The 18,327-nt window shown below is 67.5% G+C and carries 16 protein-coding genes; 1 reads left to right on the plus strand and 15 read right to left on the minus strand.

Annotation, left to right across the window (positions count from 1 at the left end):
* Positions 1 to 151: 151 nt before the first annotated feature.
* From GC150_08390 to GC150_08460, 15 genes are all read right to left on the minus strand, one after another.
* Complete coding sequence (locus GC150_08390; GenBank protein MBI1384911.1) at positions 152 to 715, minus strand: ribosome recycling factor; 564 nt, start codon at positions 713 to 715, stop codon at positions 152 to 154.
* Positions 716 to 780: 65 nt separating this feature from the next.
* Positions 781 to 1,506, minus strand: a complete 726-nt coding sequence (locus tag GC150_08395) for a UMP kinase (protein MBI1384912.1) — start codon at positions 1,504 to 1,506, stop codon at positions 781 to 783.
* A gap of 210 nt (positions 1,507 to 1,716) precedes the next feature.
* Entirely contained in the window at positions 1,717 to 2,646 is a 930-nt protein-coding gene (locus tag GC150_08400) for an elongation factor Ts (GenBank protein ID MBI1384913.1), read from the minus strand.
* Positions 2,647 to 2,847: 201 nt separating this feature from the next.
* On the minus strand, positions 2,848 to 3,684 hold the full coding sequence (gene rpsB, locus GC150_08405) for a 30S ribosomal protein S2 (protein ID MBI1384914.1): 837 nt from the start codon (positions 3,682 to 3,684) through the stop codon (positions 2,848 to 2,850).
* Positions 3,685 to 3,879: 195 nt separating this feature from the next.
* Positions 3,880 to 5,031: a rod shape-determining protein RodA gene (gene rodA / locus GC150_08410; GenBank protein MBI1384915.1), complete on the minus strand. Its 1,152-nt coding sequence runs from the start codon at positions 5,029 to 5,031 to the stop codon at positions 3,880 to 3,882.
* Positions 5,028 to 7,019, minus strand: coding sequence for a penicillin-binding protein 2 (gene mrdA / locus GC150_08415; protein MBI1384916.1), 1,992 nt, complete (start codon positions 7,017 to 7,019; stop codon positions 5,028 to 5,030). Before mrdA ends, rodA begins: the two co-directional genes overlap by 4 nt.
* 386 nt (positions 7,020 to 7,405) lie before the next feature.
* Positions 7,406 to 8,380 (minus strand): hypothetical protein, encoded by a 975-nt coding sequence (locus tag GC150_08420; protein MBI1384917.1) that lies wholly within the window; start codon positions 8,378 to 8,380, stop codon positions 7,406 to 7,408.
* Positions 8,381 to 8,452: 72 nt separating this feature from the next.
* Positions 8,453 to 9,493: an MreB/Mrl family cell shape determining protein gene (locus GC150_08425; protein MBI1384918.1), complete on the minus strand. Its 1,041-nt coding sequence runs from the start codon at positions 9,491 to 9,493 to the stop codon at positions 8,453 to 8,455.
* A gap of 243 nt (positions 9,494 to 9,736) precedes the next feature.
* The gene (locus GC150_08430) at positions 9,737 to 10,945 is read right to left on the minus strand and encodes a DUF3095 family protein (protein ID MBI1384919.1); all 1,209 of its coding nucleotides are present in this window, start codon (positions 10,943 to 10,945) and stop codon (positions 9,737 to 9,739) included.
* A gap of 129 nt (positions 10,946 to 11,074) precedes the next feature.
* Positions 11,075 to 12,655: a 2-isopropylmalate synthase gene (locus GC150_08435; protein ID MBI1384920.1), complete on the minus strand. Its 1,581-nt coding sequence runs from the start codon at positions 12,653 to 12,655 to the stop codon at positions 11,075 to 11,077.
* 362 nt (positions 12,656 to 13,017) lie between these two features.
* Positions 13,018 to 13,932 (minus strand): PhzF family phenazine biosynthesis isomerase, encoded by a 915-nt coding sequence (locus GC150_08440; protein MBI1384921.1) that lies wholly within the window; start codon positions 13,930 to 13,932, stop codon positions 13,018 to 13,020.
* A gap of 652 nt (positions 13,933 to 14,584) precedes the next feature.
* Complete coding sequence (locus tag GC150_08445; GenBank protein ID MBI1384922.1) at positions 14,585 to 15,256, minus strand: N-acetylmuramoyl-L-alanine amidase; 672 nt, start codon at positions 15,254 to 15,256, stop codon at positions 14,585 to 14,587.
* A gap of 61 nt (positions 15,257 to 15,317) precedes the next feature.
* Positions 15,318 to 16,667, minus strand: a complete 1,350-nt coding sequence (locus tag GC150_08450) for a hypothetical protein (GenBank protein MBI1384923.1) — start codon at positions 16,665 to 16,667, stop codon at positions 15,318 to 15,320.
* 126 nt (positions 16,668 to 16,793) lie between these two features.
* Positions 16,794 to 17,099 carry a membrane protein insertion efficiency factor YidD gene (yidD, locus tag GC150_08455; GenBank protein ID MBI1384924.1) on the minus strand — a complete coding sequence of 102 codons (306 nt, stop codon included), beginning with the start codon at positions 17,097 to 17,099 and terminating at the stop codon, positions 16,794 to 16,796.
* A gap of 10 nt (positions 17,100 to 17,109) precedes the next feature.
* Positions 17,110 to 17,772: an MBL fold metallo-hydrolase gene (locus tag GC150_08460; GenBank protein MBI1384925.1), complete on the minus strand. Its 663-nt coding sequence runs from the start codon at positions 17,770 to 17,772 to the stop codon at positions 17,110 to 17,112.
* A gap of 277 nt (positions 17,773 to 18,049) precedes the next feature.
* Between GC150_08460 and GC150_08465 the strand changes: the two genes are divergently transcribed.
* Positions 18,050 to 18,325 carry a hypothetical protein gene (locus tag GC150_08465; protein MBI1384926.1) on the plus strand — a complete coding sequence of 92 codons (276 nt, stop codon included), beginning with the start codon at positions 18,050 to 18,052 and terminating at the stop codon, positions 18,323 to 18,325.
* Positions 18,326 to 18,327 lie beyond the last annotated feature (2 nt).

Consider the following 18,327-nt stretch of genomic DNA (forward strand, 5'->3'; position numbering starts at 1 on the left):
ACCTTATACGGTTCCGCCAATCTACGCACGGTTCCTGTGCGCCCGGTAAAGCGGCGCCGTTGTCGGCCACCCGCGCGCCCCGCCGACGGCACCCGCCGAGCGGCCCTCGCAAGAGCAGGACGACACACGCGCCGGCATCACCACTTCTCCATCAGACCTGCATGATCTCGACTTCCTTGGCGGCCAGCATCTCGTCGATCGCCTTAATATGCTTGTCCGTCAATTCCTGCACTTTCGCCGACAGCGAGCGATGCTCGTCCTGACTGATGTCGCCGTCCTTCTCGAGTTTCTTGAGATTGTCCATCCCATCACGCCGCACGTTGCGCACGGCGACGCGGGCCGTCTCGGAATATTTGTGGGCAATCTTCGTCAGATCGCGGCGGCGCTCCTCGTTGAGCTCCGGGATGGGCAGGCGCAGGGTCGTTCCGTCGACCACCGGATTGAGGCCGAGCTGGGCATCGCGTATGGCGCGTTCCACCGCGCCGACCTGCCCGCGATCCCAAACCTGCACGGTGATCATGCGCGGTTCGGGCACGTTGACGGTCGCGACCTGATTGATTGGCATGCGCGCGCCGTAAACCTCGACGGTGACCGGATCGAGCAGATTGGCGCTCGCCCGGCCCGTTCTGAGGCCGGAGAGTTCCTGCTTGAGGCTGCCGACGGCGCCATCCATGCGCTTGCCGATCGATTTGATGTCGAATGCGTCGCTGCTCATGTGTCCACTCCCTTGCGCCGGGACCGCAGCCCCTTCGGCGGGGCCAGGATACCTCGGGGTCCATGTCACTCGTCGGCCGGCCCGACCACGGTGCAGAGTGCCTGGCCGCGAACCAACCGGACGAGGTTGCCCGGTTCGCGAATGGAGAAAACGATTATCGGAAGTCGGTTGTCGCGGGCAAGGGCAATCGCAGCCCCATCCATGACCTTGAGGTTGCGCGCGAGGACCTCCTCGTAACTCAGGCGCTCGAAACGCTGGGCCCCCGGAACCACCTTGGGGTCGGCGGAATAGATTCCATCGACGCTGGTCGCCTTGGCCATGGCGTCGCACCCCATCTCGATTGCCCGCAGCGCCCCGGCCGTATCCGTCGTGAAGAACGGGTTGCCGGTGCCGGCCGCAAAGATCACGACGCGATCGTTGTCGAGGTGGTGCAGGGCGCGCGAGCGGGTGAACGGCTCGCAAACCGTATGCATCGGGATCGCCGAGAGCACGCGCGCCTCGACGCCGGTGCGGCTCAGCGCGTTCTGGAAGGCGAGCGCATTCATGACCGTGGCCAGCATGCCCATGTAGTCGGCGGCCCCGCGGTCCATGCCGCGCGCCGCCCCTTGCAGGCCGCGAAAGATGTTGCCGCCGCCGATCACGAGCGAAATCCGTGTCCCGGTATCGACCGCCGCATGCACCTCCTCGGCGAGGCGCTCCACCGTCGGAACGTCGATGCCGTAGGAGCCAGCTCCCATCAGCGCCTCGCCCGACAGCTTGACCAGCAGGCGCTTGTATTTCAGCTCAGCCATCGCCCGTCCTCTCGTTGAGCCCCGTCACCACAGTCGGCACCGTCGATTGCCCGGCTCACGGCCGGCCGCCGTCGTAGTCTTGCCCTCGACCGCGACCACGCACGAAAAAGGGCGCGGCCAGCGGGCAGCGCCCTTCATAGCTTCGATGCCGCGGCAGGTCACGCGACAGCAGCCGACCAGGTCCTGGCGTCAGTTGCAGTCCCGGACCATTCAGCGCTGACCGGCCGCCGCCGCGACCTCGGCCGCGAAATCCGATTCCTCCTTGGCAATGCCTTCGCCAAGCTGGAAGCGGCAGAACGCCTTGAGCACGATCGGGTGACCGGCCTCCTTGGCCGCCTTCTCGACGACCTTGGAGACCTTGCTCTCGCCGTCGATCACGAACACCTGCTCGAGCAGCACCACCTCTTCGTAGTACTTGCGCACCCGTCCTTCGACCATTTTGGCGATGATGTTCTCGGGCTTGCCGCTTTCGCGCGCCTGCTCGATCAGGACATTGCGCTCGCGCTCGACCGCATCGGCGGGCATCTCGGCGACCGAGAGCGCGAGCGGATTGGCAGCCGCGACGTGCATGGCGATCTGGCGGCCGAGTTCGGCCAGCTTGCCCGCATCGGCCTTGGACTCGAGAGCGACGAGCACACCGAGCTTGCCGAGGCCGGGCGCAACCGCGTTGTGCACGTAGCTGGCGACGTGCCCGTTTTCGACCTCGAGCGCGGCCGTGCGCCGCAGCGCCATGTTTTCACCGATCGAGCCGACCAGCTCCTTGATCTGCTCTTCGACGGTGCGCGACGTACCCGGGAAACTCGCCGCCTTGGTTCGATCGAAATCGCCCGACTGCGCGAGGGCAATCGCCGCGACATCCCGGGCGAGGGCCTGGAACTGGTCATTCCGCGCAACGAAATCGGTCTCCGAGTTCAACTCGACGACGGCGACCTTGCGGCCTTCGCCGGCAATCGCAACGAGGCCCTCGGCCGCGACGCGTCCCGCCTTCTTGGCCGCCTTGGCAAGGCCCTTGGTGCGCAGCCAGTCGACCGCCGCCTCCATGTCGCCACCGGTTTCCGTGAGCGCCGCCTTGCAGTCCATCATGCCGGCCCCGGTCTTCTCGCGAAGCTCCTTGACCAGACCCGCCGTGATCGTCGCCATAGCTGGTTCCTCTAAGGTGTTGTGTTCGCCTGTCGCCGGCCCACGCGGCCTCGTGCGTGACCGCTGCGGGCACCTGCGGACCGAACCGGTCCGTCACGCCGCCGGCCGGCGCGCGACCGCCGGCCTTGACCAATGCATGCACGGCCGCGACCGCTGCTTCGTCGGTCGCGGGCCGCGTTCCCCTTGCCGCCGCCGGATGCGTCAGCTGGCGGCCGCGCCCGAGCCGGTCGTGCCGTCCGCCCCATTGGCGAGCGCCGCGAGGCTCTCGCTCGCCGAAAGCTCGGCGTCCTCGGGCAGCGCCTCCATGGTCGGGTCCTCGGCCGCGCCGAGATCGGCCCCGGACGCGCCCTGCGCCCGGCCGATGCCATCGATGGCCGCGCGCGCCACCAGATCGCAGTAGAGCGTGATCGCCCGGCCGGCGTCGTCGTTTCCAGGCACCGGGATGTTGATGCCGTCCGGATCCGAGTTGGAGTCGACGATGGCGACGACCGGTATCCCGAGCTTCTTTGCCTCGGCGATCGCGATCGCCTCCTTGTTCGTGTCGATCACGAAGAGGAGGTCCGGCGTGCCACGCATGTTCTTGATGCCGCCGAGCGTGATCTCGAGCTTGTCGCGCTCGCGCGTCAGGTTCAGCAGTTCCTTCTTGGTCAGCCCCTTGCCGCCTTCGGCGATGACGACGTCGAGTTCCTGGAGCCGCCGGATGCTGTCGGACACCGTCTTCCAGTTGGTCAGCGTGCCACCCAGCCAGCGATGGTTCATGTAATACTGGGCACAGCTCCTGGCCGCCTCCGCGATCGCTTCGGACGCCTGGCGCTTGGTGCCGACGAAGAGCACGCGCCCGCCCCGCGCGACCACGTCGCTGACCATCACCAGCGCCTGGTGCATGAGCGGCACCGTCTGCGCGAGGTCGAGGATGTGGATGTTGTTGCGCGTGCCGAAGATGTAGGACTTCATCTTCGGGTTCCAGCGATGGGTCTGATGGCCGAAGTGGACGCCTGCCTCGAGCAGCTGGCGCATGTCGTAATGCGGCAAAGCCATATGGGTTGGTTCCTTGTGATTCCGGTTGATCCGCCGCAGGCCGTCGAGCGGGGGCTAGCCCCGCCACCGGCTGATCAACGAACGCATCGAAGCGCTCGCCACCCAGAGCCTGCGTGTGAGATGGTTGGGCTTATATGCCGGGGAGCGCGCGAGCGCAACCGCCGTTTCGCCGCTGCCGCCGCAAGACGCGCCCGTTCACCATAGGGCTCCGAGAGTGCCGCGATCAATGCGCTCGCGGCGGTTGACGTGGCCGTTCGCCGCAAGCCCGAGCAGCACCATGGTGGCCAGCAGCGAGGTCCCGCCATAGGAGACGAGCGGCAGCGGCGCCCCGACCACCGGTAGAAGCCCGGTCACCATGCCGATATTGACGAACATGTGCAGGAACACGTGCAACGCCGCACCGGCCGCGAGCAAGCGGGCAAAATGCGCCCGGCACCGCATCGCGGACAGAAACAGCAACGCCACCAGCGCGGCGAATGCCGCCAGAACGCCGAGTGTTCCAACGATGCCGAGTTCCTCGCCGAGCATCGTGAAGATGAAGTCGGTGTGCTTTTCCGGGAGGAAATCGAGCTGGCTCTGCGTGCCGTTGACCAACCCCTGACCGGAGACTCCGCCAGCCCCGAGCGCGATCTTCGACTGCATGATGTGATAGCCCTTGCCGAGCGGGTCGCGATCGGGATCGAGGAACACCAGCAGCCGCTCGCGCTGGTAGGCATGAAGGTGTTGCCAAACGAACGGCAGTCCGGCCAGGAGCGCACCCCCCGCCGCCAGGAAGTAGCCCCACCCGACGCCAGCCAGAAAAATGAGACCAAAACCGATCGCCGCGAGAAGGAGGCCAGTGCCGAGGTCCGGCTGCTTCATGATGAGGACGAAGGGCAGCACGACCATGGCGACCGGCACCGCAACCCAAAGGGGATGGGAGACGCGCCCTAGCGGCACCCACTGGAAATAGCGTGCCAGCGCCAGGACGATCGCGACTTTCATGAACTCGGAAGGCTGGAACGGCCCGAGCCCGAGATCGAGCCAGCGTTTCGCCCCGCCCATCTCGATCCCGATCTGCGCCACCAACACGATCAGAGCGAGCGCCACCACATAGATCGGATAGGCGAGCGCCAGCCAGAGGCGGAGCGGAACGAGGGCGATCACCAGGACGCACGCGAGCCCCGCCAGTGCGCGAACGACGTGCCGCTCGGCCCAAGGCGAGACCTGCCCGCCGGCGACCGAATAGAGCATCGTCGCGCCGATCGCCGTCAGCCCGATGACGATGGCCAGCGTCAGCCACGGCAGCGCGGCGCTGCGCTGAACGAGGCCACGCTCGCTCTCCATCGCCTTCCCGTACGCGCTCATCGCACCACCCCGGCAACCGACCCCGGCGCCGCCGCCGCCTCGCCCGCCCCCTCGACCTCCGCCTCGTGCGCAAAGAGTTGCAGCATCACGTCGCGAGCCATGGGCGCGGCGCGGGCGGAGCCGCCGCCGCCATGCTCGACGATGGCGGCCACGGCATAGCGGGGCGCGGCCGCGGGCGCATAGCCGACGAAGACCGAATGCGGTGCCCGCTCCACGACCTTGCCGTGCCTGCGGATGGATTTGACCTGCGCAGTGCCCGTCTTGCCGGCCATCGCGACGCCGGCGAGCCCGAGGCCGGCGACCAAAGCTGTGCCTCCGCCTTCGTTGACGACCGCCCACATGCCCCTCTGCACGGCCGCGAGATTGGCCGGATCGATGCCGAGAGCGCCGGGGGCATGGGCCGTCCCCTCTCCATCAACCAGCCGTGGGTTCACCGCTCGCCCGCTCGCGATGCGCGCCGTCATCACCGCGAGCTGCAGGGGCGTTGCGAGCACGTAGCCCTGACCGATTCCAGCGAGCAGCGTCTCCCCGCCCAGCCACGGCCGCCCGAGGTTGGCGATCTTCCATCCTGGTGTCGGGACCACGCCTTCCTTTTGCTGGCGCAATTCGAAGTCGATGGTGTGGCCTAGTCCGAGACGCACCGCCATCTCCGCCAGCCGCTCGATCCCGAGGCGCTCGGCGAGCTGATAGAAATAGACATTGCAGCTTTCCCGCAGCGCCCGGTGGAGGTCGACAGGACCGTGACCGCCGCTGTTCCAGCACCGGAATGTGTGATCGGCCAGCGTATGGGAGCCCCGGCAGGCGATGCGCTCGCTACGCGCGACGACGCCCGCCTCGAGCGCCGCCAGAGCGGTGACCATCTTGAAGGTCGAACCCGGCGGGTACTGGCCGCGGATGGTCTTGTCGATGAGCGGCTTGCCCGGCGCCTCCTCAAGCTGCTCCCATTGCGTTCGCCCGATGCCGCCGTTCATGACGCCGTTGTCGAAGCTCGGCGCCGAGGCCATCGCGACGAGCCGGCCACTTGTGATCTCCAATGCAACGAGCGAGGCCACCCCCTCGCGTGCCACGCGCGCCAGCACCTTGCGCTGCAGCGCGCTGTCGACGGTGAGGCGTACATCGCCGCCCGCCTCCGGCTGCTTGCGTTCCATCTCGCGCACGATCCGCCCGCGCGCGTCCACCTCCCGCCGCACGATGCCCCCTCGCCCGCGCAAGCGCTCGTCGCAGCCGTGCTCGACGCCCTGCTTGCCGACGCGCATCGCCGCCAGTTCCATGGCGCGGTCGCCATCGATCTCGAAGCGCTCGACCGCCCCGATGAAGCCGACGAGGTGCCCCATCGCATCTCCCTCGCGATAGGTCCGGGCATGGCGCACCTCCGTCTCGATGCCGGGCAATTGCGGTGCCAGCACGTTGACGCGCGCGAGCTGCTCCCAGGCAAGCGTGATCTCGAGGGAGATCGGGAGAATTCGGCTTTGACGCGCCGCCAGCGCGAGAACCCGCTTGCGCTCGCCCGGCGGCACCTCGACGATCTCGCCGAGCCGGTCCAGAACCTGCGCGACGTCGCCGGCCGTGTCGGGGACGATGGCAAGGCCGAAGGTCTCCTCGTTGTAGGCGAGAATTCTTCCCTTTGCGTCGAGTATTCGACCGCGCGTCGGCAGCAGGGGACGCAAGTTTATTCGATTGTTCTCCGCCAAGAGCGCAAGCCGGCGCGACTGTGCGACCTGCAGGTCGTAGAGCCGGTTCGCGAGCAGACCGAACAGCCCGACCTGCATCGCGCCGACAAGGAGCGCGCGCCGCGAAAAGCGCGGCCCGAGGCTTTGGTCCTCACTCGGCGGTCGGAACATCTCAGGCCCCCTCGTCGACGACGGCACCGAGCCGCGGCGCCTTCGCTCGCCCGGCGATTTCGCAAAATGCGGTCGTGCTGCTCGCGAACGCCATTGCCGCGAGCGTCCCGGTCGCCGTCGACCACGGCGCCAGCAGCGCGCCGACATAAACCATCGCCAGCAACCAGCTCGCGAGGCCCGCGGCCGCCGCGCCGAGCGCCGCCGCAACGACCGCCCGCACAGGTGCCCGGCGCGGCGGGTTCCCGGCAGAGAGCCGCCCGGCGCCGTGCAGGGCAACCATGATGAGCGCCCAATAGCCGAGCGGTCCGCCTGCCAACGTGTCGATGAGGAGCCCCGCCAGGAAAGCGACGAGGAGCGGGGGAGAATTCTCCTCGTGCATCGCCCAACTGAAGAGCACTCCCGAAAGCGCCGTCGCCAGAACCGACATCGCCCCGACCTGCTCTCCCCAGGGCAGTACCGCCAGCAGCGCCATCGCGAACACCGCCAGAGATCGTACCGCCATGCCGACGAACGCCACGGTCCTCACTCCCATCTCATTTGCCCGCTTCTCCCGCGGGCGTTCCGCGCCGACCCCGCACGAGTGCCGTCTCGTTCCGGCCAACCAGGGGGCTGGCGCGTCCGCCTTCGCCTGCTCGCGCCAGATCGTCGCTCAGAACGCGCGGTGGCGAATAAAGGAGGACGCTCGCGAACTCCGAAGTCATGGGCCGGCCGAACGGGCGAATGCGCGGTTGCCCGTTCACCATCTCGATTTTTCCGACCCTGAGACCGGCGGGAAAGACGCCACCGGCACCCGAGGTCGCCACCAGATCGCCCGCCCTGAATTCTTCTCCCTGACGAGTGTAGAGCAGGGCGAGCGTATCGACATTCTCGCCGGCCGCGATCGCCCTCGTGCGCTCCTCGCCGACGATCACAGGCACGCGGCTGTTGAGGTCGTCGAGCAGCAGGATGCGGGACGCACCCTCGTCGGCCTCCACGATGCGGCCGATCACGCCGTGGGCATCGAGGACGGCAAGGCCCGGCTCGACGCGGTGGACGCGCCCGACATTGATGAGCAGGGACTTGAGGAACGGGCCGCGGCCGTCGGCAACCAGCCGCCCGGTGACGAAGCTGCCCGGCAGGTCCGCTGCCGCCTGGAGCTGCCGGCGCAATGCCCGGTTCTCGTGCTCGAGCTGGCGGGCGCGCCATTCCCATTGCGCCAGCTCCTGGGCGAGGGCCGCACCATCGCCGGGCGCGGTGCCGGCTGTTCCACCTGCGTGATCGCCCGCATCGAACAGCCGGCGAAGTCCGTGCACCGGCACCGCGAGCGCCTCGACCACGGGTGTCGCCACCGTTCGTATCCACTCCTTGACCCCGGTGATCCAGACGTGTTCGAGGCGGCTCAACACCAGCAGCGATACGGCCAGAAAGATGAGGATGAGAAAGCCGGCACCGGGGCGCCGGACGAATTGCCGCGCGGCCACCTCGGGTGTCCGGCGACGCGCGAACGGTTCGTGATCGAGCAGCGTCATGATAGGCCCCTTGCCTCGGCGAAAACGTCGCTGCCCCCCGCTTGCCCCGGCGGCAGCCCCGTTCGATGGTCCTCAGCGAGCCTGGATGAGGAAGTCGCGATAGCGATCGAGATCGGACATGACGAGCGCGCAACCGTCGATGACGCTCATTCGCGGCTGCTCGGGCCGCGTCATCACCACACCGACGCGACGGCTGAGCTCGATGTCGATCTTGTCGAGGAGCGAGCCGCCGCCGGTCAGGCAGATGCCCCGCTCGCAGATGTCCGAGGACAGCTCCGGCGGCATGCGCTCGAGCGTGCTCTGGATGCCGTAGGCGATTTCCTCCAGCGGCTCGACGAGGGCCTCGGCGATATCGGCGGGCCCGAGCACGATCTCCGTCGGGGTGCCCCGCCGCATGTCGCGCCCCTTGATGTGGACGTCGACACGCCGGCCGTTGGCCTGCACGATCGCCGCCCCGACCTCGATCTTGATCCGCTCGGCGTTGGGCTCGCCGACGAGGAGATTATGCTTGCGGCGGATGTATTTTATGATGGCCTGGTCCATGGCGTTGCCGGCGACGCGAATGGAGCGTGCATCGAGGACGCCGCCGAGCGACATCACCGCGATGTCGGTCGTGCCACCGCCGATGTCGACGACCATGGAGCCCTTTGGCTCATGGATCGGAAGTCCCGCACCAAGGGCCGCCGCCACCGGCTCCTCGATGAGGAGAACCTTGCGCGCACCGGCCGAAAGCGTCGATTCATAGACCGCGCGGCGCTCGACCGGGGTCGAACTCGCCGGCACGCAGACCAGAACGCGCGGCCGGCGGAACTGCATCTTCTTGGCCGTCCGCTTGATGAACTGGCGCAGCATCTCCTCGGCGGCGATGAAATCGGCGATGACGCCGTCGCGCAATGGCCGGATCGTTTCGATATTCTCAGGCGTGCGTCCGAGCATGGACTTGGCCTTGTCGCCGACCTCCAGCACCTCGCGCACGCCGGCCTTGTTGCGCACGGCAACCACCGACGGCTCGTCCAGCACCACGCCCCTGCCCGGCACCCAGACGAGCGTGGACGCCGTGCCGAGATCGACGGCGATGTCGTCCACGAGGACATTTTTCCACTTGGAGAACATGGTTCCAGCCCCTCGAGCCCCAACACCCCCCTCGAGGGGGCGTCATGCTCCCTGGCTATGCAAGAGCATTGCCAAACACTTAAGCGGGTGAACTTCGCTCATCCGCAAGGCCGCACCATTCCTTTACGTTAACTAGGCGAGGCGGGGGTCCGTGACAATCCTCTCTCTCCAACCGCCAGCGGTTGTCCGAGGTGTGTGACATTGCGGGCCACGGATCGCGACGCGTCCGGCGGACAGGCTGGATCAGCCGGCGGCGCCATTGTCGGCGGCGACAGTGCCAGCCCGGCCCGCAGCCGCGAGCTTGGCCTTCAGATTGCGCGCCGCCATCGCGTATCCGCCGCCGGCCCCGTCGAGGAAGTGGATGTGATCGTCCGTCATGAACGAGGGCACGATGCACGTCATCATCGCTTCGTCTTGCGCATGGAGGCCGGCGACCACCACGCCCTCGGCCTCCGCGTCCTCGAGCAGCCGCTCGAGCCGTGCAGCGAGGGCCGCTGAACAATCGAGCGTCATGCGCAAGCCATCGTCGAACTTGCGGTAGTCGGTGTTGCGCGCCAGCACGCGCCTGTAGTGCCGCATGCTGAAGCCGCCGAACCGCAGCCCCGTGCGGTCCAGCAGCCAGGCGATGGCGACGATGCGCTTCAATCGGCGCAGGCTGGCCGCGAGCTTGGCACCGCCCCCCATGGCGCGGGCTTCGAGGTCCAGCCCGCGCCCGGGCCAGGAAAAACCGGGGCCTTCAGGTGGCACGGGATTGCGGTCCGCCCCGTCTCGCGCAACGAGGTCCAGCACCCTGGCGACCACGTCCGTAAAGCGCGTGGCGCCATGGGGTCCGGCATGCGGCGCCGGCACGACGATCAGCGACAGCATCGTACCATTGCGCGCCGCGACCGGGTTCCAACGGCACGAGAGCCCTTCGAGATCGGGGCGCGACCCGGCCTCGGCCGCAGCGATGGCGTAAGCCCCGGTCTTCATCGCCTTGTCCGCAAAGGCAATGCCGCCGCCCGCGAACATCGCCGTCGCCACGTCGCCGGAGAGGGCGTGCCGGGCGACGCGCACGTCACTGCCGCCAGCGCGGATTTCCTCCACGGCGACCAGCGCGACCCGCATTTCGAGGGCCAGTTCGTCGCGCGCGAAGGCCGCCGTCTCGGCAAGCACGCGGGTCACTCTGTCATGGTCGCTCCCATCGACGAGCGCGACCGCGCCGTCGCCGCCGAAGACGAACGGAAAATGCAGTCCGCCCAGAGCGTTGGCGAGCGCGCTGATCATCGCGGCCCCGGCGAAGTTGACGGCCTTGTAGCGGCCCTCCGCGATCGCGGCCGTCGAGGCGACGACATCGCTGATGGCAACCAGGGCATGGTCCGGGGCGGGCGAGAAAACAGCTGGATCCGCCACCCGCCCGAAGTCGGAGAAGGCGGGGAGCCCGGCAAAGAATTCGGCGACCGTTTGCTTCAAAGGAGCCTCCGCGCGAGGGCGACATGCCAGCGCCACCGGTTCGGATACGCTGCGAACCACTTGCCGGCTCAGTCACGCCCGTGCGTCGCGACCGGCCGAGCCCGCGAGGGCTGAGCCGGCCACATCGGCTCAACTGGCCAGCATCACGCCCGGATCGACCCGCCCGCGCTTCAGGAGCAGCTTGTTGAGCGCCCCGACGTAGGCGCGCGCCGAGGCCACCATGGTGTCGGTATCCGAACCGCGCCCTGTATAGGTCCGCCCATCGGCCTCGAGGCGCACAAGCACCTCGGCCTGCGCATCCGTTCCCTCGGTCACCGCGTGGACCTGATAGAGCGCCAGCTTTGCCTCGTGTGGCACGAGCGCCTTGATGGCGTTGAAGGTGGCATCGACGGGTCCGTTGCCGGTCGACTGGAAGGTCAGGTGGTTGCCATCGATCGCCAGGGTCAGGGTCGCCGACTGGTGACCGAACGTGCCCGCGATCACGGTGAGGGCGAGCACCTGGATGCGATCGGCCTCGGTCGCGATCCGGTCGTCGACGAGCGCCTCGATGTCCTCGTCGTAGACGTGCTTCTTGCGGTCGGCCAGCGCCTTGAAGCGCACGAACGCGTCCTCGAACTGGTTGTCGGCGAGTTCGTAGCCGAGGTCCTTCAGCTTGGAGCGAAAGGCGTTGCGACCCGAATGCTTGCCCATCACCAACGAGGTCTTGGAGATGCCGACGGATTCGGGTGTCATGATCTCGTAGGTCTGGGCGTTCTTGAGCATGCCGTCCTGATGGATGCCGCTCTCGTGCGCAAAGGCGTTCCGCCCGACGATCGCCTTGTTGTACTGGACGGGGAACGAGGTCGCCGTCGAAACCAGCCGGGAGGCGCGGGTCAGCATCGTCGCTTCCACACCCGTCCGGTAAGCGAGCACGTCCGAACGCGTGCGGATCGCCATCACGATCTCCTCGAGCGCCGCATTGCCCGCCCGCTCGCCGAGCCCGTTGATGGTGCATTCGATCTGGCGGGCCCCGCCCTCCACGCCGGCGAGCGAATTGGCGACCGCCAGCCCCAGATCGTCGTGGCAATGTACCGAGAAAACCGCCTTGTCGCTGTCGGTGACCCGCTCGCGGACCGCACGGAACATCGCCCGGTATTCGTCGGGCACGGCATAGCCGACCGTGTCGGGCAGGTTGATCGTGGTGGCGCCAGCCCGGATCGCGGCGTCGACGCACTGGCAGAGATAGTCGATGGGCGTGCGCGTCGCATCCATCGCCGACCACTCGACGTCGTCGACCAGATTGCGCGCCCGCTTGACGGTGGCCGTGATGATGTCCAGCACCTCGGCCTCCGACTTGCGCATTTGATGGGCGAGATGGATCGGCGACGTCGAAACGAAGGTGTGGATGCGCGGCCTCTGTGCGTGGCGTACGGCCTCGCCCGCCCGGTCGATATCCCCGTTGATGGCGCGCGCGAGCCCGGCGACAACAGCCTTGCGTGCGCGTTTTGCGATGGCGGCGACGGCCTCAAAATCCCCGTCCGAGGCGATCGGGAAGCCGGCTTCGATGATGTCGACACCCATCTCGTCGAGCAATTCGGCGATCGAGAGCTTTTCCTCGAAGGTCATCGTGGCGCCGGGGCACTGCTCTCCGTCGCGCAGTGTCGTGTCGAAAATCAACACATGCTCTGGTTCAGAGGCGGAGGCATTGGCCGGGTTGGTCGTTCTGGTCATGGTGGTGTCCTGGGTGACGGCCCGTGCGGGCTCGGCGGATCATTTGCGCAAATCGCGCGAGCGAAGAATTGCCGCAGTGCCTCGAGGCCCTCGGCAAGTTTTGATCCCCTGACCGCCCGCCCCGCTCCAAGCGGGACCAGCGCGATCAGGGGCAAATAAGGAGGAGGAGACGAGCCATGTGCCCGCCGGGGACGCCCAGGCATCCCTTGCGCTCGCTTGTTGACCAATGATCGCAATTCGACATCGGATCGCTCGCTGACCGGCACTGCGCCATCGTCCTGGCGCGCACCGACGCAGAATGCCCGCAGGCAGGCCGGACTGCAAGCGTCAATTCCTATCGCGACATGATCCGGCTCGAGCGCTCAGGCCTCGATCATCCCCTCGCTGACGGCCACCACGTGCCCTCCGATGCGTACCCGGGAGAGCGCGCCGCCTCGCATGTCGAGTTCCACGAGAATGCGGCTCGGCCTCCCCATGTCCTCGCCCTGACGGATCAGCACCCGATGCAACCCGTCGATCGGTCGATCGGCGGCGGCCACGAGTCCCGCGAAAGCCGCTGCCGCGCCACCTGTCGCCGGATCCTCGGGCACGCCCTTGTCCGGCGCCAGCATGCGGACATCGAATTCCGCTCCACCACCGCCCTCGCCCAGGCAAAAGAGGTAGGCTCCGATCGGACGGTCCGTGCCGACGAGTTCCGGCAACGCTCCAGGCGCGAGACGCGCCTCGCGCAGGGCCTGGCGCCCGGCCAGCGGCACGAAGAGAAAAGGCACACCCGCGCTCCAGGCCGCAACCCGATGCCCGGCATAACCGATCGCATCGGGCGGCAGCCCCAGCGCCGCCGCCAGCCGGTTGGTCGAAACGTCGAGGTCGAGCCGCTCCGGCAGTCTTGGTGCGTCGAACTCGGCGAAAAGGGCGCCCTCTTCCTCGCGCCGCACCGCCGCGCGCACCGGCCCGATCGTCTCCTCCAACGTCACGATCGATACACCCGACCCACCGGGCGCGCTCTCCTCCGCAAGGGCCGCCAGATGGCAGGCCGTGCCAATCGTCGGGTGCCCGGCGAATGGCAGTTCGACCTTCGGAGTGAAGATTCGCACGCGCGCGGTGTGCCTCGGATCGACAGGCTTTTGGAGAAAAACGGTCTCCGAGAGATTGAACTCGCGCGCGAGGGCCTGCATCCGGCTCTGGTCGAGATCGTCGGCATCGCTGACCACGGCGAGCGGATTGCCGGCGTAGCGAATGCTCGTGAAGACGTCGTAGGTATGGAATCGCAGGCGCAAGGCGCTCCTCCTCGGTGGTCGGCCAGCCGGCTTGTTCGCGATCGGATCGCGCGGTCGGGCTCTGCGACCCGCGATGGGCCGGGCCGTCTCTGGTCGGAGCATGCCACCACCGTGCCGAAAGTGCCACGGGCGTCGCATTGAAGTTGCATATGCGCCTCACTCAAGCGGCATCGCTAATCTCACTTGAAGTTTATTTCGGTTCGTTTGTTTAATGTGATGTCTTCGCCACATTCACCGACACGTAGCCCCATTCAGACCCACTTGATGCCGCGGTTCGACGGCTAAATCTCCTCCAACAGCGCAGCACACCTGGGGAGGTGAACAAGCGCTGGTCGACTGGGTGGGGTCATTCGTTGGGGGACATTGCGATGCGCGTAGCGCTTCCGAGCGGCATGAGGGCCATGGTTGCACAGCCAAGCCCGATTTCGTGCGGGAGCGCTGCGGGCATTGCCGCTGTTTCAGAGAAATCGCCACTCACGGGTCCATCCGGGACCCGCCTCGTGCCGGCAAACGCCGGCAGCGAGTGGCACGCTGCGGCCCGATCGTCCCGGGCCGAGGCGAACGGGATAGGGAGAGAGTAAACGCAGCCGGCTCTTTCCCTTGAGGAGCGGCGGGGTTTCCCCGCTTCCCCGCCGCTCCGCTCTCCTTCTCGTCAGTGCTTGGGGGCTTGGCCCGTCACGGCCGCGACCGCCGCACGCAGTTGCCCGAACGCCTGCTTCAAGTGCTTGCCCGGACAGTCCGTCGGCGCATGGTCGTTGTGCCCCGAGATCGCGCTGGCCGGTATCGCGTGCTCGACCGCGAGCCACTGCAGGAGGGCGATCAGCGACGTCACCTGGCCGGGCGAAGGAACCTCGCTGTCGAAATGCCCTTCGAGCACGATCTGGATGCGTTCGCGCACATCGTAGCGCGTGTTGGTGTCCCCAGCGAAGGCGGTGCTGCGCCCCTCGCCAATCCTGCCGGAGACGGCGATGTAATAGTGGTAAGGGACATCGCCCCAGGCCGGCTTGTTGGTGCTCCCGACCTTGCCGGGGCGCATCGAAAAGCTCTGGAGCCCGCGCAATTTCTTCTCAAGCGAGAGATTGGGCTGCTGGCGTATGCCGGTGTGGTGGATGATGATCTCGCGCGGCGTCTGGCGTTTCATCAGCGCCTCGTTCGCCGCCACCCCGCCCCAGTCGGACCGCTCGACCATGGCCGGGCGGGCTGGCGGCTCACCGGCGGTCGCACCGCCCGAGCAGAAGGCAGCGCTCAATACGCCGGCGAGCGTTGCCATGACCGATCGAGCACAGGCCCGAGGGCGCGGACCGCGAGCGCGTTCGTGCATCATGCGTCCTTTCGCGTTTCGGATGGGACGACGGGTCCGACCGCTTGCGACCCGGTCGACCCGCTCAGCAATTCTTCTTCACGTAGGCCGTCGGCGCGGCGCCCCGTTTGGCGTTGACCCGCGCCTGGGCGCTCGACTTGTTCCTGAACGGGCCTTCGGCGACGCAATACCAACCATTTCGGAAGTTGGGGTGTTCATTGGTGTTCACGACGATGCCGCCGAGGCGGCGTTGTGAGCCGGCCGCTTCGCCAGGGCCCGCGTGACACGTGAAGATCGCGAACCAGCCGCAGCCGATCACGCTCGATGCCGTCGAGCCGCCACCGCCCGAACCGCCACCGCCCGAGCCGCCCGAGCCGCCGGACGAAGACTGGTCGCGCGCTGCCTGCTCTGCCGCAAGGCGCGCGGCCGCGTCACGCGCCGCCGCTTCCGCCTCGGCACGCATCGCCGCGATCCTTCGCGCTTCGTCCTCCAGTCGTCGGGCCTCTGCCTCGAGCGCGGAGCGCTCGGCCAACTCGCGCGCGGCAGCCTCGCGCGCCGTCTTGTCCGCCGCCTCGCGCTCGGCGGCTTCCTGCTCCTGGCTGCGCAAGGCATTGGCGAGGATTTCCGCGGCGCGCGCCTCGTTGCAATGCGCGTTCTCGCGGGCGAAGCGCTCGAACTCGCTCGCCTTGTTGACGGCGGCGACCCGGCCCCACGTCTCCGAACACGCCCGCTCGCGCACCCTGGCGAGCCGTTGGCGCGCCCGGGGCGCCTGCGGGCAGTGCTCGAAGAAGCGCAGGAACGCCTCCCAGTCGGCCTGACTGTCGCTCTGGTCCGCGCGCTCGAAACCGCGACCGCAAGCTGGATCGCTCGCCTGCTCGAAGGGCACCGTGAGGGCAAGCTGCTTCGAGCACGTGATACGCCCCTCGCGGGCTTTGTCGGTGGTCCAGACCAGAAGCTCGAAATTGCCGTTGGCGCCCTCGAGCGCGATCGGGCGAATGACGACCGTGACGTCGGCGACATCTCCCGAGCGCAGCAATTCCTGCAGACGCTCCACATTGTCGGTGCTGATCGATGTCGAGTGCGCGATCGACTGGAAGGCCGAGGCCGAAGTCAGGCGCGCCTGTGGTAGCTTGCCGAGGGTCTCGTTGATCTTGCCGATCACGAACGATCGCTGGTCATCGCTGAGGCTCGTGGCCTCGGTCTGCACGCCGAGGATGTGGACATGACGCACGATGCCGGGCGTCGAGAGACACGCGGCGTCGAACTGCACCCCGATCACGGTCTCGAAGAGCTTCTGCTGCCAGACCGTCTGAGCCGCCGCCCCGCCCGCGACGAAATGGCTGGCGACCAGCAACAGCAAGCCACCGACGAGCCCGCCCCTCTGCAACCGCCGATGAACCGCGCGACGCCACGACCACCCCTGCATGCTCAGCATACTCCGCCTTCCCGCTCGATCACCGCGCCCCTCGATCCGCCCGTGCCCGCGCCGAAATGGGTCGCCTCACCAGACTAACGCAACTGCCGCGAACCGCCAGATGCCGTGCCGCTCAAGACGTCGCTTCTAATGATCTTTCTCGCCCTTGTCCGGCCCCCGCCAATCGCCATAGCGCCAGGGGGTGAACCTATGACGTCCTGGCTCGAGTCCCACCACCGGATCGTGACCCGACGAGCCCCATGGATGGCAGCGAGAGAGCCGCGCCAGGAGCTGCCAGCCACCGCGCCAGGCGCCGTTGCGCTCGATCGCCTCGAGGCCGTACTCCGAGCAGGTCGGAAGATACCGGCACTGGTGGCCGACGAACGGCTTCAGCGTCCAGCGATAGAGCCGGATCGGCGCCTTCGCGATGCTGCGTGCCACGGCGGACAGCATCGATGCACCGTCAGCGCCCGGGCGGGCGGGCGCCGTCGCCGACGTAGGGATTGCTCTGGCGCTCCCGACCGAAACTCGAGGTCGGACCGTGTCCGCAGATGAAGACGATGTCGTCGCCGAGCGGCCAGAGCTTCTCGCGGATCGAGCCGATGAGCGCGGAGGTATCGCCATAGGGGAAATCGGTGCGCCCGATCGAGCCCTGGAACAACACATCGCCGACCAAGGCGAAGCGAGCCGACTTCTCGACGAAGACGACGTGGCCGGGCGTATGGCCTGGACAGTGCAAGACATCGAACGTCATGCCGGCCGTCTCGATGCTCTCGCCCTCGACGAGGAAGCGATCCGGAACGACGTTGCGCGCGCCCGCGATCCCATAGCCGGCGGCCGTTCCGGCAAGCCCTTCGAGCAGGAAGCGATCGCGCTCGTCGGGTCCGAGGATCGGGGCGCCGGTGCGCTCGCGCAGCTCGTCCGCGCCGCTCGCATGATCGACGTGGCCATGGGTCAACAAAATGTGATCGATGGTCATCCCCGCCTCCTTCACGGCCTCGAGGATGCGATCGACGTCTCCGCCAGGATCCACCACTATGCCTCGCCCGCTCGTGCCGTCCCAGATGAGGCTGCAGTTCTGCTGGAACGGTGTCACCGGGACGATGGCGGCCTTGAAAGTCGACATGGCAGATCTCCTGGCGGACCGGGCAAACCTCGATCCCGGTGGGTGACGCGCCGGAGGTCGGCGCATGTGGGCTCGGTAACCTGTGCGCTCGCGCGCTGCAACGCCGGTTCGCTCGCGCGCGCCTTGGCGCGGGCCATACTTGCGCCACGCTGGCGCGTTCTCCTCCTGTGGAGCCTGCGGCGCCGGCATTCTCCTCGATGCAGCGGAACCGGCCGCCGGCACCGATCCGCCCGGGCCGTGACACTCATCACGCCGGCATGAGGAAAGCCCGACAGGGATGCGAAACATAATCGCTCTTTTCGCCGCGCTCATCACCTTTACGGCCGCGGTCGCGGTGACGAATGCGCAAGGCGCACAGCCGGATAGCGCATTCAATTTCGACATCCGCGACGCCGTCGAAAACCTCGCTGCGATGCTGGCTCCCGCGATCGGCGATTCCCTCTCGGCGACCGGTTTTTCGATTCCCTATGCCGGCATCATGGCGATCGCGGGCATCGCTCTGAGCCTTCCATCCCTTTTCGTGTTCGTCCTTCTGGCGAGATCGGGAAGATAGCC

The sequence above is a fragment of the Hyphomicrobiales bacterium genome (genome assembly GCA_016125495.1).
Classification (GTDB): domain Bacteria; phylum Pseudomonadota; class Alphaproteobacteria; order Rhizobiales; family RI-29; genus RI-29.